General features: G+C 60.9%; 24 protein-coding genes and 1 tRNA gene. 16 read left to right on the top strand and 9 right to left on the bottom strand.

All coding sequences use genetic code 11. The annotated features are described in order from the left end of the window. Window positions 1-14: 14 nt before the first annotated feature. From O3298_RS19760 to O3298_RS19770, 3 genes are all read left to right on the top strand, one after another. A complete protein-coding gene (locus O3298_RS19760; RefSeq protein ID WP_046682352.1) occupies window positions 15-623 on the top strand; it encodes a phage tail protein in 609 nt (202 codons plus the stop codon). After that, window positions 620-1,897 carry a phage late control D family protein gene (locus O3298_RS19765; RefSeq protein ID WP_289918994.1) on the top strand — a complete coding sequence of 426 codons (1,278 nt, stop codon included), beginning with the start codon at window positions 620-622 and terminating at the stop codon, window positions 1,895-1,897. The genes O3298_RS19760 and O3298_RS19765 overlap by 4 nt, the downstream gene beginning before the upstream one ends. Window positions 1,898-2,000: 103 nt before the next feature. Continuing rightward, window positions 2,001-2,249: a hypothetical protein gene (locus tag O3298_RS19770; RefSeq protein ID WP_289918992.1), complete on the top strand. Its 249-nt coding sequence runs from the start codon at window positions 2,001-2,003 to the stop codon at window positions 2,247-2,249. On the opposite strand, the gene O3298_RS19775 is transcribed toward O3298_RS19770, so the two are convergent. The 3 genes from O3298_RS19775 to O3298_RS19785 are packed head-to-tail and all read right to left on the bottom strand — an operon-like array spanning window position 2,246 to window position 4,247. Further along, window positions 2,246-2,932 carry a hypothetical protein gene (locus O3298_RS19775; protein ID WP_289918990.1) on the bottom strand — a complete coding sequence of 229 codons (687 nt, stop codon included), beginning with the start codon at window positions 2,930-2,932 and terminating at the stop codon, window positions 2,246-2,248. The two genes, O3298_RS19770 and O3298_RS19775, sit on opposite strands and share 4 nt — an antisense overlap. 34 nt (window positions 2,933-2,966) lie before the next feature. Continuing rightward, window positions 2,967-3,782, bottom strand: a complete 816-nt coding sequence (locus O3298_RS19780) for a hypothetical protein (RefSeq protein WP_289918988.1) — start codon at window positions 3,780-3,782, stop codon at window positions 2,967-2,969. A gap of 3 nt (window positions 3,783-3,785) precedes the next feature. Then, on the bottom strand, window positions 3,786-4,247 hold the full coding sequence (locus O3298_RS19785; protein ID WP_289918987.1) for a helix-turn-helix domain-containing protein: 462 nt from the start codon (window positions 4,245-4,247) through the stop codon (window positions 3,786-3,788). Window positions 4,248-4,329: 82 nt separating this feature from the next. On the opposite strand from O3298_RS19785, the gene O3298_RS19790 reads away from it, so the two are divergent. The 11 genes from O3298_RS19790 (at window position 4,330) to O3298_RS19840 (ending at window position 9,789) form a co-directional block, all read left to right on the top strand. Next, on the top strand, window positions 4,330-4,533 hold the full coding sequence (locus O3298_RS19790; RefSeq protein WP_289918985.1) for a CopG family transcriptional regulator: 204 nt from the start codon (window positions 4,330-4,332) through the stop codon (window positions 4,531-4,533). A gap of 10 nt (window positions 4,534-4,543) precedes the next feature. After that, entirely contained in the window at window positions 4,544-4,747 is a 204-nt protein-coding gene (locus O3298_RS19795) for a hypothetical protein (RefSeq protein ID WP_035820909.1), read from the top strand. Between the two features lie 37 nt (window positions 4,748-4,784). Then, on the top strand, window positions 4,785-4,973 hold the full coding sequence (locus O3298_RS19800) for a hypothetical protein (protein ID WP_046682347.1): 189 nt from the start codon (window positions 4,785-4,787) through the stop codon (window positions 4,971-4,973). Beyond that, window positions 4,970-5,233, top strand: coding sequence for an ogr/Delta-like zinc finger family protein (locus tag O3298_RS19805; RefSeq protein WP_289918983.1), 264 nt, complete (start codon window positions 4,970-4,972; stop codon window positions 5,231-5,233). The genes O3298_RS19800 and O3298_RS19805 overlap by 4 nt, the downstream gene beginning before the upstream one ends. A gap of 121 nt (window positions 5,234-5,354) precedes the next feature. Beyond that, window positions 5,355-5,756 (top strand): hypothetical protein, encoded by a 402-nt coding sequence (locus tag O3298_RS19810; RefSeq protein ID WP_289918981.1) that lies wholly within the window; start codon window positions 5,355-5,357, stop codon window positions 5,754-5,756. Window positions 5,757-5,857: 101 nt separating this feature from the next. Further along, complete coding sequence (locus O3298_RS19815) at window positions 5,858-6,211, top strand: hypothetical protein (protein WP_035820917.1); 354 nt, start codon at window positions 5,858-5,860, stop codon at window positions 6,209-6,211. Next, on the top strand, window positions 6,201-8,039 hold the full coding sequence (locus tag O3298_RS19820) for a replication endonuclease (RefSeq protein ID WP_305060324.1): 1,839 nt from the start codon (window positions 6,201-6,203) through the stop codon (window positions 8,037-8,039). The genes O3298_RS19815 and O3298_RS19820 overlap by 11 nt, the downstream gene beginning before the upstream one ends. Next, window positions 8,036-8,188: a hypothetical protein gene (locus O3298_RS19825; RefSeq protein WP_305060325.1), complete on the top strand. Its 153-nt coding sequence runs from the start codon at window positions 8,036-8,038 to the stop codon at window positions 8,186-8,188. Before O3298_RS19820 ends, O3298_RS19825 begins: the two co-directional genes overlap by 4 nt. Continuing rightward, window positions 8,182-8,421 carry a hypothetical protein gene (locus O3298_RS19830; protein ID WP_305060326.1) on the top strand — a complete coding sequence of 80 codons (240 nt, stop codon included), beginning with the start codon at window positions 8,182-8,184 and terminating at the stop codon, window positions 8,419-8,421. The genes O3298_RS19825 and O3298_RS19830 overlap by 7 nt, the downstream gene beginning before the upstream one ends. Beyond that, entirely contained in the window at window positions 8,312-9,544 is a 1,233-nt protein-coding gene (locus O3298_RS19835) for a DNA cytosine methyltransferase (protein WP_305060327.1), read from the top strand. The genes O3298_RS19830 and O3298_RS19835 overlap by 110 nt, the downstream gene beginning before the upstream one ends. After that, a complete protein-coding gene (locus O3298_RS19840) occupies window positions 9,541-9,789 on the top strand; it encodes a hypothetical protein (protein WP_305060328.1) in 249 nt (82 codons plus the stop codon). The genes O3298_RS19835 and O3298_RS19840 overlap by 4 nt, the downstream gene beginning before the upstream one ends. 143 nt (window positions 9,790-9,932) lie before the next feature. On the opposite strand, the gene O3298_RS19845 is transcribed toward O3298_RS19840, so the two are convergent. The 6 genes from O3298_RS19845 to O3298_RS19870 all read right to left on the bottom strand — a co-directional run bounded on the left by O3298_RS19845 (window position 9,933) and on the right by O3298_RS19870 (window position 16,972). Beyond that, on the bottom strand, window positions 9,933-11,114 hold the full coding sequence (locus O3298_RS19845) for an integrase arm-type DNA-binding domain-containing protein (RefSeq protein WP_305060329.1): 1,182 nt from the start codon (window positions 11,112-11,114) through the stop codon (window positions 9,933-9,935). A 194-nt stretch (window positions 11,115-11,308) separates the two neighbouring features. Beyond that, window positions 11,309-11,398: transfer RNA gene (locus O3298_RS19850), tRNA-Ser, on the bottom strand. A 121-nt stretch (window positions 11,399-11,519) separates the two neighbouring features. Then, on the bottom strand, window positions 11,520-13,565 hold the full coding sequence (locus tag O3298_RS19855; RefSeq protein ID WP_305058103.1) for a bifunctional diguanylate cyclase/phosphodiesterase: 2,046 nt from the start codon (window positions 13,563-13,565) through the stop codon (window positions 11,520-11,522). Window position 13,566: 1 nt separating this feature from the next. Further along, window positions 13,567-14,655, bottom strand: coding sequence for an EAL and HDOD domain-containing protein (locus O3298_RS19860; RefSeq protein ID WP_369811614.1), 1,089 nt, complete (start codon window positions 14,653-14,655; stop codon window positions 13,567-13,569). Between the two features lie 302 nt (window positions 14,656-14,957). Further along, complete coding sequence (locus tag O3298_RS19865) at window positions 14,958-15,587, bottom strand: response regulator transcription factor (RefSeq protein ID WP_099664952.1); 630 nt, start codon at window positions 15,585-15,587, stop codon at window positions 14,958-14,960. Window positions 15,588-15,601: 14 nt separating this feature from the next. Further along, a complete protein-coding gene (locus O3298_RS19870; protein ID WP_099664953.1) occupies window positions 15,602-16,972 on the bottom strand; it encodes a cache domain-containing protein in 1,371 nt (456 codons plus the stop codon). 241 nt (window positions 16,973-17,213) lie between these two features. Between O3298_RS19870 and O3298_RS19875 the strand changes: the two genes are divergently transcribed. Further along, window positions 17,214-19,274: a carbon starvation CstA family protein gene (locus O3298_RS19875; protein WP_077401358.1), complete on the top strand. Its 2,061-nt coding sequence runs from the start codon at window positions 17,214-17,216 to the stop codon at window positions 19,272-19,274. Continuing rightward, the gene (locus O3298_RS19880) at window positions 19,274-19,474 is read left to right on the top strand and encodes a YbdD/YjiX family protein (RefSeq protein WP_010396213.1); all 201 of its coding nucleotides are present in this window, start codon (window positions 19,274-19,276) and stop codon (window positions 19,472-19,474) included. The genes O3298_RS19875 and O3298_RS19880 overlap by 1 nt, the downstream gene beginning before the upstream one ends. Window positions 19,475-19,731 lie beyond the last annotated feature (257 nt).

Here is a 19,731-nt window from a genome sequence, read left to right on the forward strand (position 1 = left end):
GAAAAGACAGCACCATGATGATGATTTTAGGAATGTTCGTGTTCAGCCTGCCGACTCTGGCGTATCACGAGCTGCAGCGGCAAACCGAATGGAAGCACGCCAGCACGGCGCGCGTGGGCCTGCGCGACGCGCACCAGTACGTGGGGCCAGGTGACGACACCATCACCCTGTCGGGCTGGGTGGCGCCGGAACTGACCGGCTCCCTGTATTCGCTCGATGCGCTGCGCATGATGGCCGACACGGGCAAGTCGTGGATACTGATCCAGGGCACGGGCCGCATTCTCGGCTCCTACCGCATCACCAGCATGACGGAGGGGCGCACCATCCTCGACGGCAGCGGCGGCGCGCGGCGCGTCGAGTTCTCGATTGCGCTCAAGCGCGACGATGACGGCGTGCTGGCCATGGTCGGCCTGGGCGACATCGGCGACCTGAAAAACATGCTCAGCATCGACGGCATGACCAGCAGCATTGCCGGCGCGGCCAAGAATGCCGTGGGCAGCGTGGTGGGCAATGTGGTCGGTGGCATCACGTCGAAATACGGCGGCGTCGTCAGCGAAATGAAAGACAAGATCGGCGGCAGCATCAGCGGCGCCATCGGCAGCGCGGCGGACAAGTTCAAATGAGCGAGCATATCCCCGCCTTCAAGATCAGCATCGAAGACAAAGATTTGACGGCCATCGTCTCGCCGCGGCTGATTAATCTGACGTTGACCCTGTGCCGTGGCGACGAGAGCGACCAGCTCGACATTTCCCTGGACGACAGCGACGGCAAGCTGGCCCTGCCGCCGCGCGGCGCGCAGATCGCCCTGGCGCTGGGCTGGCAAGCCACCGGCCTGGTGGATATGGGCAAGTTCACGGTGGACGAGGTGGAGCACAGCGGCGCGCCCGACACCATCACCCTGCGCGCCAGGTCGGCCAACCTGATCGACACGTTTAAACAGCAGCAGGAGCACAGCTTTCACAAGACCACCCTGGGCGCCATCATTGAGGTCATCGCTTTCCGCAACGAGCTTTCGTCGGGAGTGTCGGCGCGCCTGCGCGACACCGCCATCGAGCACATCGACCAGACCCACGAAAGCGATGCGGCCTTCCTGCGCCGGCTGGGCAGGAAATACGACGCGGTGGCCACCGTCAAGAACGACACCTTGCTCTTCATCCCCATCAACCAGAGCCGCACCGCCAGCGGCAAGGCGCTGCCCGTCATCCCCATCACGCGCGCCCTGGGCGACGGCCACCGCTATCACAGCGCCGAAAGCGACGCCTACACGGGCGTGCGCGCCTTCTGGCACGACGAGCGCTACGCGCGCCGCCGCAGCGTGGTGGCGGGCGTGCCCGGCAACAGCAAGCGCCTTCGCACCACTTTCGCCAATGAAACGGACGCGCGCGCGGCGGCCGTCGCCGAATGGCAGCGCATCCTGCGCGGCCTGGCCACCTTTGAAATGAGCCTGGCCCTGGGCAACCCGGCCGTGTTCCCGCAATCGCCTGTGACCGTGCAAGGCTTCAAGCCCGAGATCGACGCCACCGAGTGGCTATCGGTCAAGGTCACGCACAACCTGGGCGGCAACGGTTTTACCACGCGGGTGGAATTTGAAACGAAGACGGAAGCGGTCGAGGCCGAGAGAGAGGACGAGAAAGACCCGGACGAAGGCATCACAGGCGTGGTGGCCAAGTGGAAGGACGTGGCGGCGAAGAAGAAAAAAGCGGGCCAAGAGCAAGCAGGCTCAAAAAGCAAGCTCAAAACCCTGGAGCACCTTTACAAGAGCAAGAGCGCTGCCAAGCGAGCGGCAAAAACTGCATGGAACCACATCAAGGAAGTGCGCGACATCATCAGGGAAAACAGCGACGAGCCATGGAAGCCAGAGCAAGACGATGCCAATTCTGGCGATAAGCCGGAGTAAGGGAAAGTTCTAGAGGTGTGTGAGTGGGTATCAGCGGCGCCGGTAACTCTTGGCACCGCTGTCGCTCAAGCAGTATTCCCCGCCGCGCGGCCCGGTGCAGTAGTTGCCGCTGCGGCAGGTACAGCCTGAAGCGTCGGCCAACGGCGCCTTTGCTGACTTGCCAGTGGTAGAGCAGATTTTTTTCGATGCGCTGATTGAGCCATCATTGCAGACGAATGTCGCGCCATCGCAGTTCGAAATACCACCCTTGCTGCCAGAGCACGGCGTATTGCCAGCGACCGCCGAAACGCACACCAAGAAGTATGCAAAAAAAGATAATTTCTTGATTAAGAATCTCATATTTTTTACCTAGCGTCCACGATTCGCATCCAGCCACATTGCCGGCATATCGCCCATTGGTCCGACACATTCCATGGCTCTACCGCGTGAGCGTTCGACGTGGCCGATAGAGTATGCCTTTCCGGCGATGTAGCATTTTTCGTCTTTTCCCACGCTGGAATCATGATCGGCGGGGGCCTGTATTTTGTAAAGCAGCCAGCCACAAGTGACCAGGCAAGCAATCAGCGCACCAAGTTGAAGGTGTGCGGTGCGTTGCAGCCGTGTAAAACTGATCGTTTTTTCGGCGCACGCCATGCAAGGTAATGCAGCGTGAGGATGTGAGGCGGCCATCGGTGCAGCTCCGGGTGCTGCAATCGGGTAAATTGGTTCGGCGGGCGGTTTGCTTGCTTGAGCGATCCGCTGTTCTAAAATCGCCTTGACCTCTTGGTATTTACTTCGCGGCAATTCCTTGAATCGATTAAGTCCATAGTCGGTGATAAGTCCCCGATAAATCTTCATGTCTTCATCACCGCTTAACATGGCAAGCTCATCAACAAGTAACTTGATGCTTGAGCGTTGATACGGCGTAATCAGATTGACAGGCTTTTCCTTCTCGCCCACATGAAGGGTGACTACGTTGCTCAACCTTGGCGATTCATTCAAATTACCAAAAATAGCCTGGCCTACATCACCAGAAAATTCATTCTTACTTGACATTCAAACTACACCTTTATTCCACCATCTACATTTATTACTTAATTCGCAACAATGCGGCCTCAAAAAGAAGTGCCGCATCAGGTGGCAAACTGCTATTAAGTTGAGCAACGATCTTTCCATCCTTTGATCGAAACAAGTACGGGCCTGCTAAAGAAGTCAGTAAAGTAAAATAGCCGTGTATCGAGTCGCAAAATTTCTTGGAGGAACAAATAAAAATTTGTCCGCCTCCTGATGCATACCCTTCAAGCGAAAACGATATACGCTCGTCGAAACTTTGCGGTAGTACAGCATCAATTTCGCGTGCGATGGACTTGGCTCCGTAAACTCCAGTGCCCGCATTGACCAGTGACGCCATAATTGCGGATGCCCGAGTGATTTTTCCAGCAAAGGGATATTCGTTGGCAGTTCGCGCAATTGGCGTCAAGCTGTCAAAGCTTATCCAATACCCTTTACCACCTTGAACTGGCTCTACATATGCCAATTCCTCCTTGAAATTCATGATATTGATTTTCACTCGCTGCCGATGCGTTGCCCAACGATAGCTATTGGCGGCATCTTGAAAGTTCGCAAGTCCGGCTCTTCGCATTTTTCGCTCAAGCACCAGCATATTCTGCGGGTCGTTCTCGTTTGCCTCGCCAGCCTTGACCATAGAATCGACAAGCAAGTAAAAGCTGACGTATGAGCACACGCTGAGATCATCACATGCTATTGCCGGCTCATCAGTCGGCGAATAGACAAGTGCTGTTCCACCTTCGCATTTCGATCTGTTGCAGGTGTCAACATCAGCAAGAACGATTGATGCAGGGCTGAGCAGCGCCAAGGCAAAAAAGCATTGAAACCACATTCTCATAAACTACTTCTTTTTGTCTTTCTTTGGCATATTGACTGTATTCGGAGATGTCACATCTCCGTAAATCGTCTGACCAACATCACCGTGGAACACAGGATTAATTGCGTACTTCGACGGCTCGCTCGAAATGCTCCGACTCAGCGGCGCCCCGCTCTGGGTTGAGGCCATTCCGCCAATCATCCCCAATACTCCCGCTTTCCCGCGACTATCCAGGCCACGAAAGCCCGTGAGCAATTCCTTCTCTTCCATGGTCAGAGCAGAAAGCGTCTTTTCGCCTGTCAGTATGTAATTTACATCAACTCCTATTGCTGCCAGTGCCCGCAAGTAAAGAGCATCTGGCGCCCGCTCATTCTGTTCATAGAGCGTCTGGGCACGCCGCTTTAGTCCGCCCACCGCAGCAAAATCATCCTGATTCATGCCTAGCCGTTGGCGTTCTTCTTTTAGTATTTCACCAATTGGTCTCATTTGTGCTCAAATTTATCTTTACAATGCTCCCATTTGAGAGCTATAGTTACGCCATCCTGTAGCGATTACACATCATAACATTATGAAAAACTTGTCAAAAGTCGGACGCATTACAAAAGGCGTCACCTCCCAGCCGCTTGGCGTTCGTCTGGCTCCTGACGAGGTAAAAGAAATTGAGACTCTTGCCGCCGACCAACAACGATCCCGTGCATGGTTCTTGCGCCTCCTGATCCTGCGCGGCCTCGCCGACTACAAGCGCGAACTCGCCCCCAAACCCACCCACTAAGGACAACGTCATGTACCCCGATGCAAAACGTATCCGCAGCCACCGCGTCATGCTGCGCCTCGATGACTATGAGCACCAGCTCGTTTCCTCGATCGCCAACTACCAAGGCGAAGAGCTTGCGGTGCTGGTGCGCCAGATCGTGATGCGTGAAGCCCTGGCCGTGATCGCCTTGGATGACGCCACTATCGACAGCGTACAGCGTCGCAGCGTTTAAACCGAGTCACTTTTGAGCAACTCTAAAGTTACAGAAAATGCCAGACCATCAAATTAACCTCAATGACGAAGAGCGCGCGGTACTAGAACTCGTGCGCCAACGCCAGGGGCTGGCAAGTATCGATCAGGCGGCCGAATGGCTCGTCAAGTCGCGCTTACGCATACAGTCGAAAAACATGACGGGTCGCGGTCGCGCCCTGTACCAAGTGGAAAGAAAGCTGAAATGAGAGTCATCGGCCTGCCCTGCCCGCATTGCACCTACACCGTTCGCGCCGTCAAAAGCCGCATGATGTCCGCCATGTTCAAGGAAATCACCTATATGTGTCAGAACCCGGACTGTGGGCACGTCTTCGTGGCAGGCCTGGAAGTACTGCGCACCCTCTCGCTGTCCGCCATACCCAAGCCGGATATCCGCATCCCGATGTCCCAGCATGCGCGCGCGGCGGCCACCAGCCAGCTGGCCCTGGACCTGACTGCGGGCTGCTGATGGCTATCCCGATCCTCGCGCCGCCGTAGCCCGGCCGCCGTAACTCCCCCTCTTTTGCTGTGACCTGCTGCGCTCCCTTTTGAGCGTGCGGGATTCGTTCAACCTGAAATAAGGAAAACCGATGGAAAACACGCTGCACGCCACCCGTCATGCCGACAAATCCATGGCATCAAGCACGATCCGCCCGACCTTGCAAAATTGTATTGTTCCCGTGGCGCCGACGTGTTTTCTGCTGCAAGCCAGCGCGGGCATCGGCATCGCGGCGCTGACCGCCCACATCCATGAGATTGCCAAGACCTATCACGCCTACGGCGCGGCCAATCTGACCTTCATCGTCAGCGATGTGCAGGCACTGGAGCGTGACGGCTTTTTCGCGCCAGCCAAACAACGCGCCCTGGTCGGCAAGCTGCCCATCGAGTTGAACTACATTTTCGCCAATGAAGCGGGTTCCCGGCACTGCTGCGGCGCATCGCACACGCTCCCGTACTGGGCAGAGCAATTTCTCAAGCCAGGGGCACGCTGATGCTGCGCCTGGCCAAAACCTGCGGCATCTGGCTGCTGACGCTCCTGATTGTCATTGCCCCCGACGTGCTGCGGGCCATCGGCGCCATCAAGGACTGAACCATGCCGGCGTCCCTTATCGACAATCACCTGTCCTTCCAGCCTGCCGCCGAAATTCTGGCCGCGCGCGACAAGGACATGCCTACGCCCCCGGGCGCCGGGCATGCGCTGGCCGCCATCGCCGAAGCCAAGGCCCAGCTGCGCAGCATCAAGCCGCGCAACCTGGCTCCCTTCATGGCCCAGGCATGGGGACTGTCGCCGCGTGGCGCGCGCCGTTCCGTGCTGATCGCCGCCGGCCTGGACGCCGACCGCTGGGAATCGCCCATCCATTCATTTACCGAGGAAGAGCGCATCGAGCTGCGCGCCGCCACCTCTGCCGCTATCCGTGTGTACGAAAGACTGTTGAATGCAATCTAAACAAATCCTGCTGCCGGCCCCGCAGCGTCACGAAGCCTTTTTGCGATCCGCCCAGTTCGCGCCCGAGCTGGCCCGCATTCCCTACAAATGGCGCAACCGCGTCATCACGGCCGCCATGGCAAAAATGGCCTGGTCGTCCTGGTACAAAGTCTATGAGTCCGTCGCCACCAGTTTTGTGCGCGAGTTCGCCGAACAGTACGTGCCGGCCGGCGTCGATCTGTCGCAAAGCGACGCCGACATCGTGGCCACCGCAGAGCGCGCGGCGGCCGGCGTCACCAAAATGCTGTGGATGGCCGTGTCGGACACGCACGCCCTGCAGATCATGGAAGACGAATGCGCCTCGTACGGCATCGAGCTGCCCGAGTTCGACACGATGACCGACACCATCGCCCGCCTGGTGGATGCCCGCTGGTGGCGCCGCCAACTGCGCAAGCGCGTCAAGCGCGCCTTTGAAGCCGGCAATATCCGCCTGGGCTACGTGAACTATCGCGGCGAACCCTACGCCAGCAACGACGCCGTGCTATCGCGCCTGGCGCAGAACCGCCGCAATGCGGCGGCGCTGGCCGCCACCCTGGTGCAGAACGAGCACGGCCAGCAATTCAGCATCGCCGAGCTGGCCGAGAAAACGACTGCGAATAAAGCCATCCGGCGCGGCGAGCTAATGTTGCGCATCAACGGCTTTGAGCAGATCGCCCGCGAGTGCGGCGACCAGGGCATTTTCATCACCTGGACGTGCCCATCGCGCTTCCACGCCATGCAGCACAGCGGCAAGCCCAACGACAAGTTCGACGGCTCCACGCCGCGCGAGGCCAATGCCTACCTGGGCAAGATGACCTCGCTGTGCCGCTCCGCGCTGGCGCGCCGTGGCATCGGCCTGTACGGCTTCCGCATCGCCGAGCCGCATCACGATGGCTGTCCGCACTGGCATCTGCTGCTGTTCGTGCGCCCCACGGCGAAATACAAGACGGCCCACCTGCAGGACGTGGCCGGCCGTGCCATCCGCATCATGAAGCGCTACGCCTGGCGCGTGGACCGTGGCGAACCAGGCGCCTTCGCGCGCCGCCTGGACGTGAAACGCATCGACTGGGCCAAGGGCAGCGCGGCCGGCTACATCGCCAAGTACGTGGCCAAGAACATCGACGGCGTGGCCGAGCACAGGACGAAAGAAGGTTATGTCGTCACGGCCGACACCGAAGGCGATGTCGAGCTGACGCCATCGGCGCGCGTCGAGTCCTGGGCCGCGTGCTGGGGCATCCGTCAATTCCAGCAATGGGGCGGTGCGCCCGTCACCGTCTGGCGCGAACTGCGCCGCATCGAGGAAAGCATGCTCAACGAAGCCCCGGCCGCCATGCGCCGCGCCTGGGACGCCGTGCAAAAGATCGACGGCGAAAAGCGCGCCTGCTGGGCCGAATACCTGCGCGCCCAGGGCGGCGCTTTGGTGCCGCGCAAGGAATTGGTCGTCACCCTGGCCAAGGACGAAAAAACCGTCATCGGCCGCTATGGCGAAACGCTGCGCACCACACCCTACGGCGTGCGCTGCAGCGACCTAATCGGCGTGGTCTTCAAGTCCGTGCGCCATACGTGGACGCCGGTACAGGCCACAGGCGGGCGCGGGGTGGCTGTTGGGGTTGCTGTTCCTCGGACTCGTGTAAATAACTGTACGCAGACCGTTCAAGTCACGCCAGAAACGCTACAGGCGCTGGCGATCCCTAACCTGCCCGACTGGGCAAAAACCGAAATTATCAACGCCTGGGCGGCAGTCGATGCCTGTCCATATCCCCGGCTGATCGTTCCCGACATCCCACCGCAGGAAGGAAATGGCACATGAGCATCTTTTCCGTGACCGTTCGCACGCAAACCGAACGCTTTGAATTTTTTGAGGTTGCCGCATCCAGCGGCGACGTGATCGACGCCGCCATCGACCGCTACGGCGTGTGCGGCGTTACCGCCAAACTGAAAGGAGCACCGCAATGCTGACCACCCTGACCGATTCACCGCGGCAAATCGCCCTGGGCGACCGCGTGACCTTCGATACCGATGAAGGCTACCAGGCCGGCACCGTCAACGATCTGCGCCGCGACGTGGGCAATGGGGAGCTGCATGCCTGGGTCGAACTGGACCACCAGTGGGCCGGCATGTTTCGAGCCGTACCGCTGGGCGCGCTGCAGTCTGCAAGCGCTGCCGCGCCGGGTGCGGAACTCGCAATCTGAGGCTATCCCGGTGAGCGCTTTTTACAACGAAATTGACCCATACGCAGCCGCTTGGCTGCGCAACCTGATAGAGGCCGGCCACATAGCGCCGGGAATTGTGGATGAACGATCGATCGAAGATATTTGTCCCGACGAGCTCGTCGGCTACACGCAATGCCACTTTTTCGCTGGCGTTGGAGTTTGGTCCTATGCTCTTCGTCGCGCAGGATGGGACGACACGCGACCAGTCTGGACAGGTAGTTGCCCGTGCCAGCCTTTCAGCTCGGCAGGCAAAGGAACTGGGTTTGATGACCAGCGGCACTTGTGGCCAGCTTTCCAACACCTCATCAAAGAGTGCAGCCCTGCAATCGTCCTTGGTGAGCAAGTTGCAAGCAAAGACGCAGATTCTTGGCTCGACCTTGTACAAACTGACCTGGAAGGACTGGGCTATGCCTTCGGGGCGGTTGCGTTCCCGTCTGCGGGCGTCGGTGCTCCGCATATCAGGGACCGCACCTACTGGGTGGCCAACACCAACCGTTCTCGACCACAAAGCCTCCGGCGGAAGGCCCATAAACGTATCTCGCCATGCAAATCGAGACTTGCCCAGGGTGGCGCCATTGTGTGGATGGCCAACGCCTACCCGCACGGATGCAATTCGAAGCCCGTCCCAGCATTTCACGACGTCGAACATCACGCTGAACCATGCCGCGACGTTCGCGGGCTGGCACACCCCGACAACAGCCGACAGCAGCGGAGGCGGCCAGGCGAAGCGAGCAATGGGCGAAACACGCCACGGATCGAACTTGAACGATTTTGCGATGCTGGCGTGTTGGCCAACGCCGAAGGCAAGCGACTACAAGGGCGGCAACGGGAGGACGGGGAATCGCACTGCGGAAGCTTTGTCCAAGGCGGGCTACACCATGTCAGAACTAGCGAAGATGACCGGCCCGGGCCGACTAACGGCTACTGGCGAGATGCAGACTGGCTCGGCTGCTCAGATGGAAAGTGGCGGCCAGTTGAACCCGGCACATTCCCGCTGGCTCATGGGGCTACCTCCCGAGTGGGACGCCTGCGCGCCTATGGCAACGCGATCAACGCGGAGCAAGCGCGCATCTTCATTGAATCTGTAATGGAGACACCATGACTATCACTATGGCAAATAAAAGCGCCGATAGCACTAGCCAAATGGCTAACCCTCAACGAAAACCAAAAAACATAAAAATGGACCAATACAAAGAATTCTGCCTGCTGCGCGACTACCGCAAGCCTGGCGTCGAAGTACCGCACCACACCGAGGCCGAAGCATTCGCCTTGGCGGTGCAAAACAAAGGCGGCCATACAGAACCAGCCCAGCGCAAGAAAAACCCCTCCACGAAAGGAATCAAGTAATGAACGCAGACCGAATTATTTACCGCCAGGACTTATACAAAATGCTGGGCGTCACTTCGGAGACGCTACGCAGATGGGTGAAGGAGAACAAACTGCCGCCAGCGGACGTTGCCATCACCCAGCGCACGCTGGGATGGCGCCTTTCAACGCTCCAAGCCGCTGGGATCAGGCTGCTTTAACAGCCAGTCAGCGAAGGCCTGAAGCATCACCCGGCGCTGTTTCAGGTACTCCGCGGAGTTGTAGACCCCGCGCACGCCGCCGTCCTTGTGCGCGAGCTGCACCTCGACGTGGTCCGAGTTGTATTCGTGCTCGTTGGCCCAGGTGGAACCGACCTTGCGCCAACCGTGGCCCGTCATCTTGCCCTTGAAGCCGATACGGTGAATGAGGTAAAGAATCGCGTTTTCACTCATGGGGCGGCTACCGCCCCGGTCGTTCGGGAAAACGTAGTTGCTGCCCCGCGAACGCAGCTTCATTTCCGCCAGCAGGTCCAGCGCCTGGGAAGACAGCGGCACCAAGTGCTCGCGGCCCTTCTTCATGCGCTTGCCCGGTATCCGCCAGACATCGCCCTCCACTTCCGCCCAGGTCATGCGCCGCAACTCGTCCGTGCGCGTCCACGTCAACGCCAGCAGCTTGCAGGCCAGTACAGACTGAATTTCATCTTCCAGGTCCAGGCGTTCCATGAACGGATGCACCTCGGCCAATGCCAGGGCGGCGAACCCTTCGCGCGGCTTGCGGGAAAACGCGACCTTCGAATTGATGTTCGACGCGGGGTTCTCTTCGCAGTGGCCGTGCTGAATGGACCAGTCGAGCACCTGGCCCACCCACATGCGCACGCGCCGGACGTACACGGACAGGCCGGCGGCATCCATCGGGCGCAGCGCCGCCATTAAGTCTTCCTTGGTAATTTCACGCACCGTTTTCGCGCCCAGCGTCGGCGAGACGTACATGGCCAGCGCGCGCAGTGCATTGGCCTTGTAGCCGGCGCTGATGTCCGTGCGCCCCGCCCAGTAGGTATCGATGGCGGCATCAAGGGCAATGGATGGGGTGCTTGTCTTGCGCTTGGGCTTGAGGTCTTCCCCGTCGATCAGTTTCAACCGCAAAACGTCCCGGCGCTCGCGGGCTTCCTTGAGGCCGATCAGGGGATACGGGCCGATCACGGCAGTTTGCTGCTTGCCCTCGTCGTTGCGATAGGCCATGCGCCAAACCTTGTTTCCGCTTGGCAGGACTGCCAGCATCAGGCCGTGGCCATCGAAGAGCTTGCGCAGCTTGCCGTCATTCGGCGTTGCGCGGCGGCAGTCTGCGTCGGTAAGGGTATTGATGGCCATGCGATATCCTGTAGGTACGGTTTTGAGAAAAACCGCATCATACCTACAATTTAACCTACGCATCATTCTGCGAGAGCGTTTTTGGATACCACCGAATCTGCGATTCGGAAGGCTAAAAATCAAGCTAAGTCGTTGATTTTCAATGAAATTCGGTGGAATATAGGTTGAGTATACTCACGAATTTTTTATGTACTTGGCGGAAGCGGTGAGATTCGAACTCACGAACAGTGTAACCCGTCGCCAGTTTTCAAGACTGGTGCCTTCAACCACTCGGCCACGCTTCCAGATGGCAGCATTATACATAAAGGTCAGTGGCTTACCAATGGCGAGTAGTCGGTGGCGCGCATTTAAGCCCCAAAGCGACCTCTGGGGTCAGTGAGCTGCGCCGGTATGCCAACGGAAAGCCTACACGCCCCAGTTTTCCCGTAGCGCCTTCTCGAACTCCCCCGCCGGCAATGGCCGCGAGAACAGGTAGCCCTGCACTTCGTCGCAGCCAGAACTCTTCAGGAAGGCCAGCTGTTCCGTCGTTTCCACGCCTTCCGCGATCACCTTGTGGTGCAGCTGCTGGGCGATGCTGATGATGGTGCTGGCGATGGCGCAGTCGCTGGCGTCGGTGGGGATGCCGGTGGTAAAAGACCGGTCGATCTTCAGGGTGTCGATGGGGAAACGTTTCAAATAGGACAAGCTTGAATAGCCGGTGCCGAAGTCGTCCAGCGACAGGGCCACGCCCAGGGCCGTGATGCGGTCCATGATGCCGATCACGCGCTCGATGTTGTGCATCAGGGTGCTTTCCGTGATTTCCAGCTCCAGCCAGGCCGCTTCCAGGCCGTAGCGGGCCAGGGTCGCCGCCACCCTGGCGGGCAAGGCTGCCGTGAATTCGCGGGCGGAGACGTTCACGGCCAGGCGGATCGGCGGCAGGCCGGCCAGTTTCCACGCCTGCGCCTGGGCGCAGGCCGCTTCCAGCACCCATTCGCCCACTTGCACGACCAGGCCCGTCGATTCGGCCAGGGGGATGAATTCGGCCGGCGGGATCATGCCGTGCTGCGGGTGGTGCCAGCGCACCAGGGCTTCGGCGCCGATGATGCGGCCGCTGCCCAGCGCGTATTTCGGCTGGTAGTGCAGCAACAATTGCTGCTCGGACAAAGCCTGGCGCAAGCCTGTTTCCAGGCGCATGCGCGCCTGCATGCCCAGGTTCATGTCCTGGCTGTAGAAAGCCACGCTTTCCCCTTCGCCGCCGCTGTCCTGCTTGGCGCGGTACATGGCGATATCGGCCAGGCGCAGCAGGGTTTCCGCGTCCTGCCCGTCCTGCGGGTAGACGCTGATGCCGATGCTGGCGCCCACGCGCAGGTCGTGGCCTTCGATCAGGAACGGTTCCACCAAGGAAGCGAGCAGCTTTTGCGCCACCATGCTGGCCTCGAAATGCTGGCCGATGTCGAACAGGCCGACGGCGAACTCGTCGCCGCCCAGGCGCGCCACCAGGTCCTGGTCGCGCAAGGCATGGCGGAAACGCAGCGAGACTTGCCGCAGCAGTTCGTCGCCGATGCGCCGGCCCAGGGTGTCGTTGATCAGTTTAAAACGGTTCAGGTCGATGAACAGCACGCAGCCGAGCATCTTGCTGCGCTGCGCCACGGAGAGGGCCTGGTCGACCAGCTTGGCCAGCAAGGTGCGGTTAGGCAGGCTGGTCAGCGGGTCGTAATACGCCAGGTGGTGCAAGCGCTCTTCGGCCAGCTTGCGCTCCGTGATATCCGTCAAGTAGGCGATGAGTCCGATGGGCTTGTCGTCCAGGTCTTGCAGCGGCGACAAGGACAGGCTGGCCCAGAAGATCTCGCCTGACTTCTTTCGGCGGCGCACCTCCATCAGGCGTCCTCCCTGCTCCAGGAAGGCGTCGTGGAAACCCGTGTCTTCATCGTCGTACAGGAACAGGATGTTGCGGCCCACGGCTTCCACCGAGGTGTAGCCGAACAGGCGCTCGGCGCCCTTGTTCCAGCTGGTGATGTAGCCCGTCAAGTCCATCGTCAGCACGGATTCGTGCAACTGGTCGAGGATTTGCGTCTGCTGCGCCAGCAAGGCTTCGACTTGCGCGTAGGCGTGCGTGGAACGTTGCGCCAGCGAATGCACTTGCAAGACGCCCGCCGTCAAGGATGCCAGGCTGGCCAGGTGGCGGCGGTCGGCGTCGCTGTACAGGCTGCGTCCGGCCACGCTGTAATGGCCGAAACAGTGGCCATCAAAACTGATTTCCTGCAGCAAGGCCGGCGTATCGCGGGGAAACGGCGCGGGCGGCGCAGCGGCGTCCAGGCTGGCCGCGGGCAGGAACTGGCCGTGCGGGCTGGCCATCACGGCGCTGGCGATGCGGCCCAGCTCAGCGACCAGCGCGGGGCCGCGCAAACGCACGACGGCGTCGCACAGGGCGGCGCTGTCACCGAGGAAATCCGACACCGGAAACAGGGTCATGCTAGAGGTTCCGGCTGACCTGGATGGCCCATTGGTAGGCCTGCAGCAGGCTGCGCCAATAGGTTTCTCCATCGATGCCGGCGCGGCGCAAGCCCTCGGGCGGCGGCGCGGCGCTTTCGACGAGCGCCAGCAAGGTGCCCAGCTCGCCATTGCGTTCGAGCAAAGCGACGCTCACTTCCGGCGCCAGGTTCAGGGTGGCGATGATCTCTTCCATCGGCATGCCCAGCAGCACGTCGAGCAGCGAGAACACGCCCGCCATGAAGGCCAGGTCTTGCGCGTCGCGGTCGCCGCCGCGCAGCTGGCACAGCGCTTCCATCTGCGCCGCGCGCACAGCAGCCAGCGGCAACAGCGCGTGGATCTTGCCATCGTCCTGTTGCCGCGCATACAGCAGCAGTTGCAGCCAGCGCTGCAGCTGGCGCCGGCCCAGCAACGTGATGGCCTGGCTGAAGCTGGTAATCGGCGCCGTGAAACCGAAAGCGGCTGAATTGACCAGTTTCAACAAATGATAGCTGAGCGATGGATCTTGCTTGAGCGGCACTTCCAGCTCGTGCGCGTCGGCATCGCGGGCCAGCAAGCCCAGCAGCGCCAGCAGGCGGCGCCGCGACGTGGCGTCTTCCGGCTCGCTTTGCTGGCGCGCATGGTGCAGGGCGTAATCGCCGGCAAACCAGCTGACGCCGAGTTCTTGCAAGGCGGCAAACTGCCCCGCGTCGGCGATGTTGTAGGCCAGGTGCGGTCCCGCCAAGGGCAGCAACTGGTGCAGGGCCGGACGGGCGCCGGACGCGTCAAAGCTCAGCGCGCGCGCCTCGACTTGCGCCGCCGTCACGGGACCGGCTTCGGCGCCATCGAGAATCAGGCGATAGCCGGCGTCGCGCCATTGCTGGCATTTTTTCTGGATGTGCTTGTCGCCGGCAAGATGGGCCGGCAAACGGAAGATGGTGCGTTGCGGCGCCAGTTGCGCCAGCACGGCCTCGTCCACGTCATGCGGGTCGGCCAAGGGAATGATGCAATCGAGCGGCGCCAGGAAGGCATACGCATCGGCGGCGGCCAGCGCTGCCAGCAGCGGCGCCGTCGAGGCCTGCGGTACATGCAAGGTGACAGCGACCCACTCGTTATGAGCATTGGCAACTGCTTGTAATCCCACCAACGGAAACAGGTTTGATTCAGACGCTGACATCGGTATCTCAGTGTGGGTAGGGCGCCATAGTAAATAAACTGACCAGCATTGGCAACCCTGGCCCGACAGGGATGCCATTTCGACAGCGAGAATCATTCTATCCGAATCTCACCCACGAAACAGTTTAATTTTGGCAATAAATATTCAAAAAAAACATTCCACCGGGAGACCCGCCTGTCATGCGGGTTTGACAAAACCACGGCACCGCGTGCGCCTGCTCAGGCGCTGCCGCCATGCGCGTGCTCGACCGCATATTTGATCAATTCGGCCTGCCCTTCGATACCGAGCTTGCGCTTGATGTTCAGCCGGTGCGTCTCCACCGTGCGCACGCTCAGGTCGAGGTCGCGGGCGATCTGCTTGTTCGACTGGCCCGCCGCGATGTGCTGCAGCACCTGCTGCTCGCGCGTGGTGAGGAAGGAATCATGCACTTGCGGGCGCGACAGCTGCCGCGCCAGCGCCGCGCTGTAATAGATGCCGCCGGACATCACCGTCTCGATGGCGAAGACGATATCTTTCCCAGGAGCATCTTTGAGCACATAGCCGCGCGCGCCGGCGGCGATCGCTTGCGACACGTATTCGAGCTTGTCGTGCATGGACAGGATCAGCACGGCAATCTGCGGGAACGCCTGCTTGAACAGCGCCGTCGCCTCGATGCCATTCGTGCCGCGCATATTGATATCCATCAACACGAGATCCACCTGGTGCGCGCGCGCCTGGCTCAACGCCTCGTCGGCGCCGCCCGCCTCGGCCACCACGTCGAAATGCGCCACCGCTTCCAGGCGCGCGCGCAAGCCGTCGCGCACGAGGGGGTGGTCGTCCACCAGCAGGATGTTGATCTTCTCGGTCATGGTTGCGTATCTATTTAGTGTGTGGATGGAAGGCCGAGCCGCGCCAGCACCAGGGTGCCGGCCGGGGACGAGGTGATGTGCAGGCTGCCGCCGATGGCTTCCATGCGCTCCGTCATGTTGCGCAAGCCGATGCCGCGCTGCGGATGCAGGGCGATGCCGTCGAAGTCGAAGCCGCCGCCATTATCCTGGATGCGCAATTCCACCGCCTTGCCCGCCTCGTGCAGGCTCACTTCCACGCCGCTGGCGTGCGCATGGCGCTCGCAATTGGTCAGCGCTTCCTGGGCGATGCGGAACAACACGGTATTGACCATGTCGGGCAAGCCCTCGCCCGCCGCCGCCGGGCTGGCCGTGAAACTGGCTTGCGCGCTGCTGCTGTCGTTAAATTCATGCACCAGGTGGTCGAGCGCGGCGGCCAGGCCCAGGTCGTCGAGGATGGCCGGGCGCAGGTTGTGCGAAATGCGCCGCACCTCGCCCAGCACCTTGTTCAGCTGCTCGGCGGCCCGCTCGAACGTGGCGGGCGCCTTGTCTTTCTGTTCGGCATTGCCGGCCAGGCGCGCGATGCCCGCCTCGATCTGCAGTTTGATGGACACCAACCACTGGCTGATGCCGTCATGCAAGTCGCGCGACAGCCGCGCCCGCTCCTCTTCCTGCGACTCGACCACGCGCTGCGCCAGCACTTTCAGCTTGGCGTCGGCCACGCGCAATTCGCGCAAGTTCAGCACCAGGCCGCAGGCGGCCACCAGCAGGGAACCGAGGATGGCGATGGCAGCGATCAATTCCATGGTCGAGCGGATATTGCGCGACTGCTGGGCGTCGACCTTGGCCAGCGCCTGGTCCACGTCATCCATATAGATGCCCGTGCCCATCATCCAGCCCCATTCCGGCATCAGGATCACATAGCCGAGCTTGGGCGCGGACTTGTTGCTCGACGGCTTGATCCAGTTGTAGCGCTCGAAACCGCCGCCACCCTTCGCCCGCTGCATCAGGCGCTGGATGGTCAGATTACCCTCGGCGTCGCGCAACTGCCACAGATTCTGCCCCACCAGTTCGGGCTGGCGCGGATGCATCAGCGACTTGCCCTGCAAATCATAGATGAAGAAATAGCCATCGTCGCCATAGCTGAGGGCGGACAGGATGCGCTTGGCTTCCTCTTGCGTGGCGGCATCCTTGCGCCCCGACTGGTACAGGGAAGCGATGGAATGGCTGGCCAGGGTCACGTAATGCTTGAGTTCGGCTTCCTTGCTGGCCAGGTACGCCTGCTGGATGGTGGCGCGCTGCTGCTCGGCCAGGGTGATGGCCTGGTGCCGCACGGCAAATGCGATGGCGCACAGGGCGAGGATCAGCGGCGTGAGGGCCAGGAAGATGACTTTCTGTCTGAGTTTCATGGCCTGGCGCTCCGGCGGCGTCGATGCTGGTGGGAATGCGTGATTTTACGTCGCGGCGACGCGATCGGTCTGCGTAGTAATACTGAGCGTTACTGCGTAGTCGTGCGCTTGCGGCAATTATACGATTCCTGAATACTCGCCATAAGCTGCAGATACACCAATTCATACCAAACTGGCAACGACCAGGCTCGGCAGCACACATCATCGCACGGCACAGCGCCCGTCAATCTCTGGAGGAAGCATGAACCGCATTTTCAAACAGCTCGGCTGGGCAGCGCTTGCGCTGGCAGGCGCCGGGTCCCTGGGCGTCGTCGCCCTGCAACGCGGCGAACCGATCAGCGCAATCTGGATCGTCATCGCCGCCGTCTGCGTCTACCTGATCGCCTACCGTTTCTACAGCCTGTTCATCGCCGACAAGGTGCTGGGCCTCGATGCCCGCCGCATGACGCCCGCCTTCAAGCACAACGATGGCCTCGACCACGTGCCGACGAATAAATATGTGCTGTTCGGCCACCATTTCGCGGCGATCGCCGGCGCCGGCCCTCTGGTCGGCCCCGTGCTGGCCGCACAGATGGGCTATCTGCCCGGCATGCTGTGGATCTTGGCGGGCGTCGTGTTTGCGGGCGCCGTGCAGGATTTCATCGTGCTGTTCATTTCCATGCGCCGCGACGGCCGCTCCCTGGGCGACCTGATCAAGGCTGAACTGGGCGAAATTCCCGGCATGATTGCGCTCCTGGGCTGCTTCATGATCATGGTCATCATCCTGGCCGTGCTGGCCTTGATCGTCGTCAAGGCGCTGACGGGCTCCCCATGGGGCAGCTTCACCGTGATGGCGACGATTCCCATCGCCCTGTTCATGGGCGTGTATTCGCGCTTCATCCGCGTGGGCCGCATCGGAGAAATCTCCATCATCGGCTTCGTGCTGCTGATGCTGGCCATCATCGGCGGCCAGTACGTGCAGGAACACGCGGTGCTGGGTCCGATGTTCACGTTCACGGGCACGGAATTGACGTGGATGCTGATCGGCTACGGCTTCATCGCTTCCGTGCTGCCCGTGTGGCTGCTGCTGGCGCCGCGCGACTACCTGTCGACTTTCCTGAAAATCGGCACCATCCTGGGCCTGGCCATCGGCATCATCGTCGTCGCGCCTTACCTGAAAATGCCGGCCATGACCAAGTTCATCGACGGCTCCGGCCCCGTCTGGTCGGGCAATCTGTTCCCCTTCCTGTTCATCACCATCGCTTGCGGCGCCGTGTCCGGCTTCCACGCCCTGATTTCCTCGGGCACCACGCCGAAGATGATTGAAAACGAAAGCCACGCCCGCTTCATCGGCTATGGCGCCATGCTGATGGAATCGTTCGTTGCCATCATGGCCCTGGTGGCCGCCTCGACCATCGAGCCAGGCATCTATTTCGCCATGAACAGCCCGGCCGCCCTGATCGGCACCACGGCAGAGTCCGCCGCACAGGCGATCTCGCAATGGGGCTTCTATGTCACGCCGGACATGCTGACGCAGACGGCCAAGGACGTTGGCGAGCACAGCATCATCTCGCGCGCCGGCGGCGCACCGACCCTGGCCGTCGGCATGGCGCAGATCCTCTCCGGCGCCATCGGCGGCAAGGCCATGATGGCCTTCTGGTACCACTTCGCCATCCTGTTCGAAGCGCTGTTCATCCTGACGGCCGTCGATGCGGGCACGCGTGCCGGCCGCTTCATGCTGCAAGACTTGCTGGGCAGCTTCGTCCCAAGCTTGAAAAAGACGGAAAACGTCATCGCCAACCTGCTGGCCACGGGCCTGTGCGTGGCGGCCTGGGGCTACTTCCTGTACCAGGGCGTGGTCGACCCATTGGGCGGCATCAACACCCTGTGGCCGCTGTTCGGCATCGCCAACCAGATGCTGGCCGCCATCGCGCTGATCCTCGGCACTTGCGTGCTGTTCAAGATGAAACGTGGCCAGTATGCATGGGTGACGATCACGCCGACCATCTGGCTGCTGCTGTGCACCCTGACGGCGGGCTGGCAAAAGATCTTCGACGCCAACCCGCGCGTCGGCTTCCTCGCGCACGCCAAGAAATACTCGGCGGCCCTGGATGAAGGCACCCTGCTCGCACCGGCCAAGTCGGTGGCGCAGATGCAACAGATCATCTTCAACGATTACCTGGACGCCGGCCTGGCCGCCTTCTTCGTCATCGTCGTCGTCAGCGTGCTGTTCTTCGGCATCCGCACGATCCTGAAGGCGCGCGCCGACAGCCGCCCGAGCACCAAGGAAACGCCGTTCCAGGCCATGCCCACGGTGCAATGATGATCGACGAAATCATCAAGGCTGGACGGTATCTGGGGCAAAGCATGCGGCTCATGTGCGGCTTGCCCGAGTACGACACCTACGTGGCGCACCGGGAAGTGACCCATCCCGGCGAGCCGATGATGACGTATGAAGAGTTTTTCCGCGAACGGCAGGAAGCCCGCTACGGCGGCGCCGGCAAGCGTGGCGGTTGCTGTTAGCGGACACCTGACCCAGCCTACTGCGCGTCGGCATAGGCGGCTTGCGATGCTCACCGCCTCGGCGGCCCCGTACAAAGTACGGTTGCGCTTCTCGGCCACCTCTCCCTTCCGCTCGCTACGGCTGAGTCAGGTGTTGTTGCTCAGCAATAATTTGAGGGCGGTCTTGTGAGACTGCCCTTTTCATTTCCTCTCTTATAAGTTCCCCTCCCCTTTCTTCCATTAGACCCACATCAATATCAGGGTGTGTCTTCGCGTCT

The sequence above is a fragment of the Janthinobacterium sp. SUN137 genome (assembly GCF_030587265.1).
GTDB lineage: Bacteria > Pseudomonadota > Gammaproteobacteria > Burkholderiales > Burkholderiaceae_D > Janthinobacterium > Janthinobacterium kumbetense.

Excerpts from the sequence above, each read along its gene's own strand:
- O3298_RS19760 (WP_046682352.1), top strand. The coding sequence starts at position 15 with ATGATGATGATTTTAGGAATGTTCGTGTTCAGCCTGCCGACTCTGGCG.
- O3298_RS19765 (WP_289918994.1), top strand. The coding sequence starts at position 620 with ATGAGCGAGCATATCCCCGCCTTCAAGATCAGCATCGAAGACAAAGAT.
- O3298_RS19775 (WP_289918990.1), bottom strand. The coding sequence starts at position 2,932 with ATGTCAAGTAAGAATGAATTTTCTGGTGATGTAGGCCAGGCTATTTTT.
- O3298_RS19780 (WP_289918988.1), bottom strand. The coding sequence starts at position 3,782 with ATGAGAATGTGGTTTCAATGCTTTTTTGCCTTGGCGCTGCTCAGCCCT.
- O3298_RS19785 (WP_289918987.1), bottom strand. The coding sequence starts at position 4,247 with ATGAGACCAATTGGTGAAATACTAAAAGAAGAACGCCAACGGCTAGGC.
- O3298_RS19790 (WP_289918985.1), top strand. The coding sequence starts at position 4,330 with ATGAAAAACTTGTCAAAAGTCGGACGCATTACAAAAGGCGTCACCTCC.
- O3298_RS19795 (WP_035820909.1), top strand. The coding sequence starts at position 4,544 with ATGTACCCCGATGCAAAACGTATCCGCAGCCACCGCGTCATGCTGCGC.
- O3298_RS19800 (WP_046682347.1), top strand. The coding sequence starts at position 4,785 with ATGCCAGACCATCAAATTAACCTCAATGACGAAGAGCGCGCGGTACTA.
- O3298_RS19805 (WP_289918983.1), top strand. The coding sequence starts at position 4,970 with ATGAGAGTCATCGGCCTGCCCTGCCCGCATTGCACCTACACCGTTCGC.
- O3298_RS19810 (WP_289918981.1), top strand. The coding sequence starts at position 5,355 with ATGGAAAACACGCTGCACGCCACCCGTCATGCCGACAAATCCATGGCA.
- O3298_RS19815 (WP_035820917.1), top strand. The coding sequence starts at position 5,858 with ATGCCGGCGTCCCTTATCGACAATCACCTGTCCTTCCAGCCTGCCGCC.
- O3298_RS19820 (WP_305060324.1), top strand. The coding sequence starts at position 6,201 with ATGCAATCTAAACAAATCCTGCTGCCGGCCCCGCAGCGTCACGAAGCC.
- O3298_RS19825 (WP_305060325.1), top strand. The coding sequence starts at position 8,036 with ATGAGCATCTTTTCCGTGACCGTTCGCACGCAAACCGAACGCTTTGAA.
- O3298_RS19830 (WP_305060326.1), top strand. The coding sequence starts at position 8,182 with ATGCTGACCACCCTGACCGATTCACCGCGGCAAATCGCCCTGGGCGAC.
- O3298_RS19835 (WP_305060327.1), top strand. The coding sequence starts at position 8,312 with ATGCCTGGGTCGAACTGGACCACCAGTGGGCCGGCATGTTTCGAGCCG.
- O3298_RS19840 (WP_305060328.1), top strand. The coding sequence starts at position 9,541 with ATGACTATCACTATGGCAAATAAAAGCGCCGATAGCACTAGCCAAATG.
- O3298_RS19845 (WP_305060329.1), bottom strand. The coding sequence starts at position 11,114 with ATGGCCATCAATACCCTTACCGACGCAGACTGCCGCCGCGCAACGCCG.
- O3298_RS19855 (WP_305058103.1), bottom strand. The coding sequence starts at position 13,565 with ATGACCCTGTTTCCGGTGTCGGATTTCCTCGGTGACAGCGCCGCCCTG.
- O3298_RS19865 (WP_099664952.1), bottom strand. The coding sequence starts at position 15,587 with ATGACCGAGAAGATCAACATCCTGCTGGTGGACGACCACCCCCTCGTG.
- O3298_RS19870 (WP_099664953.1), bottom strand. The coding sequence starts at position 16,972 with ATGAAACTCAGACAGAAAGTCATCTTCCTGGCCCTCACGCCGCTGATC.
- O3298_RS19875 (WP_077401358.1), top strand. The coding sequence starts at position 17,214 with ATGAACCGCATTTTCAAACAGCTCGGCTGGGCAGCGCTTGCGCTGGCA.
- O3298_RS19880 (WP_010396213.1), top strand. The coding sequence starts at position 19,274 with ATGATCGACGAAATCATCAAGGCTGGACGGTATCTGGGGCAAAGCATG.